Here is a 12,271-nt window from a genome sequence, read left to right as displayed (position 1 = left end):
GCGGCAGCGCCGGGCGCCGCACCGGTCCCGGCACCGGCCTGCGCCCGGCGGTCGCTTCCCGCGTCCTGCCGGTAAGCGACCGCCGTCCGCCTCGGTCAGTGCGCGTACACCGACGCGCCCGCCGCCCGGCGGATCTCCGGCAGCGCCGAGTAGAGCGTGGCGCCCGGGCAGAGCGTGGCGAAGCCGTCGCGGTGTCCGGAGACGGTGTTGAGCGTGGCCTGGTCACCCTTCTTCCAGACGCCGGTGTCGCCCGCCGCGGTGAGTGTCACCTTCGCCTCGGGGTCGACGCCGTGCAGGCCGAGCTTCCACGCGGCGACGTCGGCCACCGCCTGCTTGGCCGCGGCGCTCGGCGTGCCGCCGTTCTCGAAGTCGCCGAGGACGGAGATGCCGGACGAGTAGCCGTTGAAACCGTAGGTGTGCGCGCCCTGCACGGGCTTGTCGACTCCGCCGGCGCGTCCCTCGAAGACCGTTCCGCACTTGTCGACGAAGAAGTTGTAGCCGACGTCGTTCCAGCCGTTCGTCTTCACGTGGTAGGTGAGGATCGCGCGGATGATGGCGGGCGACTCGGCGCAGTCGTAGGTGTTCGTACCGGCGGTGTGGTGGACGAAGACCGCGTCGACCTTGTTCAGGTACGAGGGAGGGTCGGCGACGAGCGACTCGTCGGCGCCCCAGCCGGCGCGGCTGACGATCGGAGGCACGGACGGCGTCGTGGCGGTGGCGCTCGGGCTTGTGCCGGGCTCCGGGTCGCTGCTGGGCTCCGCGGAGGTCCCGGTGGGCGACGGTTCGGGAGAGACGGTCGGCGGGGGCGTCGGTTCCGTGCTCGTCGTCGGCCCGGCCGGGTCCTCGCTGGGGGACGGAGGAGGGCTGGAGGGTTCGACGGACGGCGACGGGTCACCGGGCTCGGCGGTGGTCGGCTCCGCGCTCGGCCCGGGCGGCGTCGGATCGCCGGACTCCGGCGGCGAGGTCGGGGTCGAAGTCGGGGTCGGGGTCGGGGTCGGCTCGAGGGTCGCGGAGGGTGACGGAGAGCTTCCGGCCCCGCCGGTCGGGCTCGCCGTGGGCGTGCCGGGCGCGGCGGTGGTGGGAGTGGTCGAGGGCGTCGGCGTCGGCGTCGGTGCCGGCTTGCGGGTGGTGGTCCGCTGCGGCTGCACCACGCCGCGTCCGGGCGCGACGGACTGCGTGGCGTCCCGGCCGGACACACCCGGGTCGATCATGTCGAGCCGCAGTGCGTCGGGGACGGCGGTCTCCTCGCCGCCGGCCACGACCCGTGCCTCGACGGCGTCCGAGGCGCCGACCCACAAGGGCTCGGAGGCGCCGCGTACGCCGGAGGCGCCGCCCTCACCGGTCTCCGGTGCCCGGACGTCGAATTCGAGGTCGCGCCACTCGGACCAGGCTCCGCCGTCCGCGGCGCGGGTGCGTATCTGGGCCGTGCCCTCGAAGTCGTCGAGGCTGTCCTCCCAGGAGACGCCGACCAGGGAAAACAACTGTGTCTCGGTGCGGCCGAGTTCGCGCTTCTTCGGGTCCTTGCCGTCCAGGGCCAGGGCGTGTGCCTGCGCCGGGCGCGTGCCGGCGGGCCGGCCGTCGTCCTCCGCGCCCGCGCCGACGGCGACGGCCGTGACGCCCGTCGCCCCGAGGACGACGGCTCCTGTCACCAGCCAGATCGTGCGTGGTGTTCTTCTCGCCCGCTCCGCGCGGGCCCCTCTCGGACTCATGCCTCATCCTCCGTACGCGGCTGACCGCTGATACCGCTAATGATCACTGACCGGCGGCGGGCAGTTCGCCCGCGCAGGTCGCCCGGCCGAACTCGCCGGACGCCGTCGCCCGTTGGACGTGCTCGCCGCGGATCGCGAGGGTGCAGGCCGCCTGGCCACCCTTCTCGCCGAGGACGATGGCGACGGTCGGCGGCTTGCCCAGGGGCACCTGGACGGTCTTCTTCCACGGAAGCTCGGCATCCCGGACGACGGTCGCCGTGCCGTCCTCGCTGCGGGCGAGGTACGAGATCTCGACCGGGCCCTCGCCGACGACTTCGTACGTCACCTCGGCGGTCGGTACCGCGCGGGCCTTCGGCTTCTTCTCCTCGGTGTCGAGCAGGCCGTAGCCGACGAGTCCGCCGCATGCGAGCAACAGGGCGGCGGCGATGGCCAGTCCGGCCCGGCCGTTCCCGGACGCACCCTCGGCCGCGGCGCCCTCCGAGGTCCCCGTGCCGGAGGGGGAGTCCGGCGCTTCCGTGCTGGAGAGGGAGTCCGGCGTCATGCCGTCCTCGCCGGCCGTCTCCGGGGTCGTTGGCCCGTCCTCGTCGGCCGTCCCCGGGGTTGTCGCCCCGTCCTCGTCGGTCGTCTCCGGGGTCGTTGCCCCGTCCGGTGCCGGCCCCGTTCCGGGGTCGTCCTTCGGCGCGTCGTCCCGATCTGCGCTTTCCATGGATTTCTTGGATGACATGAACGGAGCCCGGCTTTCGGTGAGTCGGCGAAGTGGTCTGAATCGGCTCGAGTCGTCGAACCGGGCGGTTATACACCACCCCCCGGGTGCGGCGCGAGCGACCGGAGAAAAGGGGCGAACCAACCCCCTTTCCGGAGCCCGGTCGTCCCGTATGTCCGGCCGGTTGACGAGGCGTCATGCTCATGATCCATAATCCGCTGCCGCGCCCGTGAGCTGGTCCTATCCCGGTTCACAGGCAGAGAGCGGCACGGATCCAGGCTGCATCGGAAACCTCCGGTGGGGCTTACTCGGCGTGCCGTTTTCCGTGTGCGGAAATGCCTTCCGCGCGGGGAATCCGGCCCGTCGCACCGAAAGGTATTGACGTGAAAGTTCCATACAGGAGACATCTCTCCTGTCTGGTGGTCGCGGCGGTGGCGGGAACGCTATTGCCGCAGGTCGCTTATGCGGCCCCGCAGTCCCCGCCCGGCAATGACGACGACAAGGGCGTCGTCGACACCATCGCGGGATGGTTCTCCGACGACGAGGAAACGAAGGAAGCGAAGCCTCCGGTCGGCGGCAAGCTCGAGATACCGAGCCGTCAGAAGCTGCCGAAGGGCGAGAAGCTGACGCCCGCGCAGCGGGTCAAGGAGCTGACGGAGCGGCGCACACCGCAGGCGCGGTTCTGGCAGTTGTCCGACGGACGGGTGGAGGCCGAGCTGTCGGCGAAGCCCGCGTCGTACCGGTCGGGCGCGTCGTGGAAGCCGATCGACACCACGGTGCGCCCCACCGAGGACGAGGGCTTCGACTTCGCGAACAAGACCAACACCGGGCGCAGTTGGTTCGGCGCGGACGCGTCGAAGCTGGTGCGTTTCGAGACGGCCGCGGGGCAGGCGGTCACGCTGGGCCTTGAGGGTGCGGCGAAGGGTGTCGCGCCGTCCGCGAAGGGTGACACGGTCACCTACAAGGGCCTGGCGTCCGGTGCGGATGTGTCGTACCAGGTGGGTGCGGGCCGGGTGAAGGAGAACATCACCCTGGCCGAACCGCCGAAGACGCCGGCGAAGTTCGTGTTCACGCTGGACGCCGGCGAGCTGGAGCCGAAGGAGCGGGGCGACGGTTCGATCGCGCTGTTCGGAGAGGACCCCGCCAACCCGGTCCTGGTGATCCCCCCGGCGTTCATGGCGGACGCCAGGAAGGACAAGGCGTCCCCGTACGGCACGTCCTACAGCGCGAAGGTGTCGCAGGAGCTGTCCCGGCACGGCGAGCAGTGGCGGCTGACGGTCACTCCCGATGCCAAGTGGCTGGCGGCGCCGGAGCGGCAGTACCCGGTGGTGATCGACCCGACGATCACGATCGCGCCGTCGCCGACCGAGTCGCAGGACGTCATGGTCCGCTCGGACGCGCCGACGACGAACTTCAACAGCACGTGGGACATGTCGGCGGGCAAGACCAGCAGCACGGGCATCGCCCGGTCGCTGATCAGGTTCCCGCTGGACGAGATCCCGACCGGTTCGAAGATCGACACCGCTCAGCTGTCGATGTACTTCGACCAGGTCCACACCTCCGGTTCGACCAATGTCGACGTGGAGGTCCGCCGGGCGACCGGTGCGTGGGACGAGACCACGGCGACGTGGGAGAAGACCAGCACGTTCGTCGGCGAGCAGTCCGCGACGAGCGTCGTGATGGACGACGGTGACACGGGTACGGCCGCGGTCGGTGAGTGGCCGCGGGTCAGCGGTACCGGCTACGCGAGCGACTACGCGTACAACAAGAACACCGCGACCGGCGAGTCGTACACCTGGCAGCCGATGGTCCCCGAGGCCGCCGACTACAAGGTCGAGGTCCACACCCCCGTGCAGACGGACGGTGCGACGGCCGCCCCGTACACGGTGAACTCGGCCGAGCCCGCCGCGAACTTCACGGTGAACCAGGCCACCGGTACCACCGGCTGGCGCCAGCTCGGTACCACGCAGATCGACTTCGCCAAGGGCAACACCGGCAAGGTCGTCCTCGGTGACACCGGTGACTCGACGAAGCGGACCGTCGCGGACGGGATCCGGCTGGTCAACCCGGCGCAGATCCGCAAGGACATCGGCGAGTACAACGAGTGGCACAACTTCCGGGTCGGCGACACCGTCCAGAAGTGGGTCTCGGGCACCTCGCCGAACTACGGCTTCGTGATCAAGGCCGTCGACGAGTCCTCCACCGCTCCGCTCGGCGGTCCGCAGTACGAGGCCGGGGACTACGACTACGGCGGCGAGACGTCCACCATCCCGCGCCTGACGGTCACCTTCGGCAAGGTCGGCACCTCGCTGAACTCGCCGACCGTCGTGCACGGCACCGGTCCCGAGCTGTCCTGGGCGGCGTACAAGAACACCACCGGTGACGCGGACCTCGACATCGCCGAGTACCAGCTGCACCGCTCCACGCAGCAGGTGTTCACGCCCTCGGCCGCGACGCTGATCGCGCCGATCGCCAAGACGGCGACCACCTACACGGACACCACCGCGGTCCCGACCCCGGACTCCAGCAGCGCGGAGATCGGCAAGTCGTACTACTACCAGATCGCGGTCAAGACGGCCGATGGTCAGGTGCTGGGCTCCCCGACCCGCGTGGTCGGCGTCCCGAAGGCCGGCCGCACGATGCGGCTGATCCAGGCCGGCGCCGGTGTCACCGACACCACGCTGTCCTCGCTGAAGCCGACGACGAACCTGAACACCGTTGAGCAGGGCACCGTCGGCCAGGACTGGCTGACGGTGGGCAACAACTCCGGCACCTACGGCAAGACCCGTTCGGTGATCAAGTGGCCCACCACCACGATCCCGACCACCGCGACGGTGCTCGAGAGCCGGGTCTTCCTGTGGTCCACGCTCACCGAGCGCACCTCCACGACCAAGGCGCAGTACAACCTGCACGGACTGACCCGGGACTTCACGGAGACCCAGGCCACCTGGAACAACGCCAACTCCACCACCGCGTGGACCACGGCGGGCGGCGACCACTCCTCGGTCGTCTCCGACTACGTGCCGGCCTTCAACACCGACCTCGGCCGCCACTGGTGGGACGCCACGTCCCTCACCCAGGGCTGGGTCAAGACGCCCACCAGCAACAAGGGCACCCTGATCAAGCTGAAGGACGAGACGACGGCCGGCCCGCAGGAACGCTCCATCTTCCTGTCCTCCGCCGCGCCCGACCCGCAGCTGCGTCCCCTGCTGCGCGTGATCTATGTCGACTCCACGACGGAGGACACGTACTACGCGCCGCAGACCCCGGCCCGGATGACGCCGAACACCACCTACACGGTGGAGTTCACGGTCACCAACACCACGTCCTCCGCGTGGGCGGCGGGTGAGCGGGAGCTCTCCTACACCTGGAAGCTCCCCGACGGCACGGACGCCACCACCGGCGGCAACCAGCTGGAGACCCCGATCCCGGCGCTGCTGCCGGGCAAGTCGGCCACGATCCAGGCGAAGGTCGCCACCCCGATCAACTCGGACTCCGGCAACAAGCGCACCGAGTACGTACTCGGCTGGGACGTCCGCAAGATCGCCGACGGGACCTGGCTGTCCGCGGGCACCGGCGGCATCCCGTCGCTGAAGCAGAACGTGGCCGTCGAAGACCCGACCTCCAACACGCTGGGTCTGGAGAAGTTCTACTCGTACACGGGGAAGAACACCGGTGCCGGGTCGACCTTCATGAACAACCTGGCCTCGGGCAACAGCGTCTGGTCATACAACGCGTTCACGAACCCGGGCCGGGGCCTGAGCACCTTCGCGCGGTTCGCGTACAACTCGCTGGACACCAGCGACACCGTCGCTGGTCACGGCTGGTCGTTCCAGGCGGCAGGTCCCATCCGACTGGGCGCCCCGCTGGACTTCCGCCCCAACCCGAACCCGACGGAGATCCGTCTGCCGGACGGCGACGGCACCACGCACATCTTCCGCTGGGACAGCACCAACTCGGTGTGGAAGGCCCCGGCCGGTGTGCACTACAAGGTCACGATGAAGTCCGGCCTGGACTGCAAGCCGACCAAGGACCCAGTACCGGATGCCTGGACGCTCACGCGCCCTGACGGTACGCGCTTCCTGTTCGGCTGCGACGGCTACATGACCTCCACGGTGGACAAGAATGGCAACACGCAGACGTTCACCTACGAGGAGCGCAAGTCCAACAACAAGCCGACGAAGTTCCTCAAGTACATTACCGACCCGGCTGGTCGGCAGACGCTGACCGTCACCTACTTCAACAAGGGTGACGCGTCCTACGACTACATCGACGCCACCGGCGCCAAGGTCACCGGCACCAACCTGACCAACTCCAAGATCTACGACCACGTGAAGTCCATGACGGACATCTCCGGTCGCAAGATCTTGTTCTACTACACCGACAAGGGCCTGCTCGGGCAGTTCACCGACGGTGACGGCTCCGCGCAGCCGAAGGTGTTCAAGTTCACCTACGACGCCACGCAGGGGAACAAGAACGTCAAGCTGGTCAAGGCCACCGACCCGCGCGGCAACGCCACCAACATGGCGTACTACGCTCCGCAGGCCGGTGACGACCCGAAGTACCACTGGTGGACCAAGACGATCACCGACCGCCTCAACGGGAACACCGGTTTCGCCTATGCGGTGAACGCGGGCAACACCAAGTTTGTCGACACCACGGTGACGGACGCGGAGACGCACGCCACCAAGTACGTGACGGACGACTTCGGCCGCCCTGTCCAGACGACCAACGCCAAGTCCCATACCACGAAGATGTCGTGGGACGCGGACAACAACGTCACCTACCTGGAGGAGGCGAACGGGGCGAAGTCCGCGTACTGCTACGACCAGAAGACGGGCTACCCGCTGTGGCAGCGTGACGCGGAGAGCAACAAGTCCGGTGTCCCGCCCTCGTCCGACTGCACCCCGGGCACGTACCCGGCGAACTCGCAGCGGTACAGCTACCAGACCCGGCTCGACGGCTACAGCGCCGACCTGTTCACCAAGACCTCCCCGGAGGGCCGCAAGTGGCAGTTCGGCTATGACACCTTCGGCAACCTGAAGACGGTCACCGACCCCAAGGGGGTCGCGTCGTCCACGGCGGACGACTACACCACCAAGTTCGACTACGACGCCTTCGGCCAGCAGATCAAAGCCACCGACGCCAACGGCAACGCCACCATCTCCGGTGACTTCGACGTGGTCGGTGCCCCGAAGACCGTCACCGACGCCTATGCCAAGGCCACGAAGTTCGTCTACGACGAGCGCGGCCAGGTCACCCAGGTCACCGACGCGCTGGGCAAGACCAGCACGCAAACGTACGACACGTACGGCCGTCCGCTGGTGAGCAAGGTGCCGAAGGACCAGGCGGCGGGCGTCTACATCACCACCCCGGCACCGGTCTACGACGCCAACGACAACATCACGGAGTCGACGTCACCGACGAACGCGGTGTCTAAGGCGGCGTACGACCCGATGGACCAGGTGACGTCGGCGACCGCGCCGGCGAACAACCTGACCGCAGAGCGCAAGACGGCCTACACCTACGACAAGGTCGGCAACCTCAGGACGACGACCGAGCCGAAGGGCGTGGCGACCACCACGGACGCCACGGACTACGTCACCACCAACACCTACGACGCGATCTACCAGCTCACGTCGGTGGTGAACGCCAAGAACGACAAGATCTCCTACGAGTACGACAACGTCGGCAATGCCGTCACGGTGATCGACCCGAAGAAGAACGCGACGGCCGACACCACCGACTACACCGGCAAGACGGAGTACGACTTCGACCACCGGCCGGTCAAGCAGATCGACGCGGCCGGCAAGTTCACCACCACGCAGTATGACAAGGACTCGATCGTCGTCGCGACGATCGACCAGGAGGGGAACAAGACCCAGATAGTCCCCGACGAGCGGGGCATGACCTTCGAGGTCAAGGTGCCGTACGACGGCACCACGGTGCGTACCACCCGCTTCCACTACGACCAGGTGGGCAACACCACCAAGGTCGAGACGCCGCGGGGCACCGCCACCACCGGCACGGACGTGGACTTCGCGGCCCGTACCGAGTACGACAAGCTCAACCGGCCGGTCAAGCAGTTCCAGCCGTACGACCCGGCGGACTCCGAGCACAACAAGGCGGATGTCTACACCGAAACGGTGTACGACGAGGTAGGCCGGGTGAAGAAGACGTCGCTGCCGCCGGCGGGTGACCCGGCACGCATCGACACCGACTACACCTACTTCGACAACGGCTGGATCAAGACCTCCACCGACGCGTGGAACATCAAGACGGCCTACGACTACAACAACGTCGGTCAGCAGGAGAAGCGGACGCTGACCGGTGACAACGGCACGTCCACGCGGACCATGGGCTGGTCGCACTACCCCGACGGATCCCTGAAGGGCCGAACAGACGCCGCCGGAGACCCCTCCGCGGACAGGTCGTACGCCTACGAATACGACCTCAACGGCAACATGCTCAAGATCGGTGAAACGGTCGGCAGCACCACGAGCACGCCGTACACCATGACCTACACCGGTCTGAACCAGGTGGACAAGGTCACGGAGGCGCTCACCGGCCAGACGCCGAAGACCACCTCCTACACCTACGACGCCAGCGGCCAGCTCGACACCGTCAGCCATCCCCAGCAGAACTCGAAGTACGAGTACGACCTGCGCAACCTGCTCAAGAAGGTCACGGCCAGCCAGGTACCGACCGACCCTCAGCCGGACATCACGCAGTTCACGTACACGGATCGCGGTCAGCGCGCCACGCTCACCAAGGGCAACGGCAACACCGTCGAGTACACCTACTACGCGAACAGCGCCGTCAAGACCAGCACCGAGAAGAACCTCTCAGGCGCGCTGGTTTCGTCGCACGGCTACGAGTACGACGCCAACGGCAACAAGAGCAAGGACACGGCGTCGCTGCTGAGCGGTGACGGCGACGGGCTCCGGAACTCCGTGACCAACTACACCTACGACCCGGTCGACCGGATCAAGGAGTTGGACAAGACCGGCAACAAGCCGCGGACGGAGCAGTACTGGCACGACGACAACTCCAACGTCACCAAGCAGTTCTTCCTCCAGAAGTCGGATCTGACCGAGTTCTACTACAACAAGAACCGGCTGAGCTCCTCCTCGAACCTGGTCGATTCCTCGGCCATCTACGACTACGACACCTTCGGCCGGATGAAGTCCGTCACCGAAAACGGTGGCGCGGCCGTCGAGACGAACACCTTCGACGGCTTCGACCGGCTCATCGGCACGGTCCGCAAGGCGGGCGACAAGACCAACACGACCGCCTACCGCTACGACGCTCTCGACCGCACGGTCGAGAAGCGGATCAACAACGCCGTCACCTACGAGTACAACTACCTGGGCCTCGACAGTGAGGTATTGAGCGAGGATCTCGACGGAACCCTTGCCAGGACCTACCAGTTCGGCCTGGGAGGAGAACGCCTCTCCCAGCTGAACCACTTGAACGGCGAGAGCGGCTACTACGGCTACAACAGCCACGGCGACGTCGAGACGTTCACCTCGTACACCAACACTCCCACGTCCACCTACGCCTACACCGCCTATGGCCAGGACGTCAGGGACGAATGGACCGGCCTGGACAGCATTACGGCGCCGGACGACGAGGGGACCAACCCCTACCGCTTCAACGGCAAGCGCTGGAACGCCCAGTCGGAGACGTACGACATGGGCTTCCGGGACTACAGCCCGGAGCACAACCGGTTCATCAGCCGCGACTCGTACGCTGGCGCCGCGTCCGACATGAGCCTGGGTGCCGGGGCCGCCAACAGCAACCGTTACGGCTTCGCCGGCGGCAACCCGGTCAACAACGTCGACCGGGACGGGCACGAGTCCTGCGACGCCGGCTGCCAGGCACGCAGCCAGTACCGCATGGACGGCGCCCCGGTCATCCCCGACCCGGAGAAGCTCGAGTTCAACGTCCAGTACCACGACGGATCCACGGGCCTCGAGAACTGGGTGGACCCCTGGGGCATCTTCAAGGAACTGTCCGGATTCTCCGATGCCGAGGGGTGCACGAACTCCCCGTCGGCATGGCAGTGCACGATGGCTGCGGCTGCGGCATTCCCTGTTGCAGGGAAGTTCCTGAAGGGTGCCAAGTACCTTGACGATGCTGCCGAGACTGCAGCAGGGGCCAAGAAACTGGCTGATGCCATCCACGAGCAGATCCCAAGCGCGTTTGCGCGCGAGGTCTTCAGGACGACTGCAGTGACAGCAGCCCGGACATCTGACGATTCGCTGGTCTATGTGGTCACAGGCGCAGGCCGGGGGTTGGAGAAGGCGCAACTCGACTACATCAACTCGTTGAAGCGCAAGGACATCATCGTCGCGACCAATATGGACGCAGCCCATGCAGAAGCGACGGCCGCCCACTACATGGCATCGAACGGGCTGACCCCAGTCGCTGGTGGCGTGTCGCGGAACGCCTGCGACCCTGACGGCTGCGCGGACTTCCTCAGTCAAGTGGGCGCGCAGATGGCAGGGCCAGTTACCATTGGCACGAAAGCGAAGATCCCAGGGCAGTCCATGTACGTCTGGAACGACCACGAGGCATGGACGAACTTCCTGGCAACGATGGGCTATCGGTGACTGACACGGTGAATCAGCCAGACTGGCGGGATGACGAAACGCTGTCAGCCCAGATCCGCGCCATGACTCGGCAGCAGCGTCACCAGGCCGCGTACCTGGCCCTGCGCAGATTGCAGGCGCCGTTGCTCGACATCGCGATGCCCGTAGAGTGGGGAGTAGATTCCGCAGCTCTCACTTCCGTGCTCCGCGAGGGAGCCACGCGACTGGATGGCGAGGTCAATGAGGACCTTGGGCATGCAATCGCAGAGCTCTGTTCCGCACCCTTGTTTGAGTCCGAGATCGAGCCTGAATTCGCCGAGAGCTTCCAGTTGGAGGTCATCAACGGCTGGCTCATGCTCGGGGAATCCTTGGGGGAGATGAGCGAGGTTCAAACCGATAGGGCCATCAGCCTTGCACGAGAGATGGCCGTATACCTCGACTCATACATGGATGGCTCACTCACCGTGGTCGAGGGGGATGAGCTTCGTGAGCGGTACCTTGCTCGCGTCGCAGACAACCTTCGCGTCTACGGGCTGGGCTATTTCGGCACGAGGAACCTTGAGATCGAGGGTGCCTGCCATGCGGCCATCATTGCTGTTTCAGCAAGCGAGGATCTGCTCGGTTCTGCGGTTGGTCACCAGCTGGAGGCTACCTGCGACGAATACAGCAGCCAGATCTCGTCGGCCCTGAGGGCGTTCACTCAGTGAGATCCCGCGAATGAAATCAACTGAGGTCCCATCGATCAGATCGATGGGACCTCAGTGCTTTGGCCTCAATCCTGGACCCTGCTGCTCAATTCCGTGCAGCACCAGCACCTGTGCGTCGATTTGCGGCAGGAGGAGGGAAGCCGCAGGCTGGCCACCTGATAGGTTACTGGGGCAAGGGCACCGGTCAGGACGTCCGAAACCTGGTGGCTCTGCACGGCAAGGCAAACGCAAGGATGGCCGGCAATGTGGAACGTTTCGGGTGGACGGCCTTGAATAGGGGCAACACCCTGATCATGTCGGTCGTTCCCGTATACGGAGACCCTCATTCGGCCGTTCCCACGACCGTTTGGTATTCCTTCGCGTTCCTGATGAACCCTCGTCGCCCTGGCGCGTCTTGGTTCAGGAGCTCGACAGTCCGGCCCATACTCTCTACGAGATGACGTTCAGCGAGTGGTTGCTGGCTTATCTCAGGGGTGAGGACGTGACGGTGTGTTCTCGCAATTTCGCGCCTGACCGCCCGTTCTGGGAATTCCTTCCTTAGAAATGAGCGCGGTGGCA

Annotated in this window: 4 protein-coding genes; 2 read left to right on the top strand and 2 right to left on the bottom strand. The window is 66.5% G+C overall.

The genetic code is table 11. The annotated features are described in order from the left end of the window. Positions 1-95 precede the first annotated feature (95 nt). Positions 96-1,709 (bottom strand): peptidoglycan recognition protein family protein, encoded by a 1,614-nt coding sequence (locus SPRI_RS14805; RefSeq protein WP_063805343.1) that lies wholly within the window; start codon positions 1,707-1,709, stop codon positions 96-98. A 43-nt stretch (positions 1,710-1,752) separates the two neighbouring features. Continuing rightward, the gene (locus SPRI_RS39335) at positions 1,753-2,415 is read right to left on the bottom strand and encodes a hypothetical protein (protein ID WP_234020383.1); all 663 of its coding nucleotides are present in this window, start codon (positions 2,413-2,415) and stop codon (positions 1,753-1,755) included. A gap of 332 nt (positions 2,416-2,747) precedes the next feature. On the opposite strand from SPRI_RS39335, the gene SPRI_RS14795 reads away from it, so the two are divergent. Next, positions 2,748-11,027 (top strand): DNRLRE domain-containing protein, encoded by an 8,280-nt coding sequence (locus SPRI_RS14795; RefSeq protein WP_005313096.1) that lies wholly within the window; start codon positions 2,748-2,750, stop codon positions 11,025-11,027. Beyond that, positions 10,991-11,713: a hypothetical protein gene (locus tag SPRI_RS14790; protein WP_158685162.1), complete on the top strand. Its 723-nt coding sequence runs from the start codon at positions 10,991-10,993 to the stop codon at positions 11,711-11,713. Before SPRI_RS14795 ends, SPRI_RS14790 begins: the two co-directional genes overlap by 37 nt. Positions 11,714-12,271: the final 558 nt, after the last annotated feature.

It is taken from the genome of Streptomyces pristinaespiralis, assembly GCF_001278075.1.
Taxonomy (GTDB): domain Bacteria; phylum Actinomycetota; class Actinomycetes; order Streptomycetales; family Streptomycetaceae; genus Streptomyces; species Streptomyces pristinaespiralis.
This window is presented reverse-complemented; position numbering and strand designations above follow the sequence as displayed.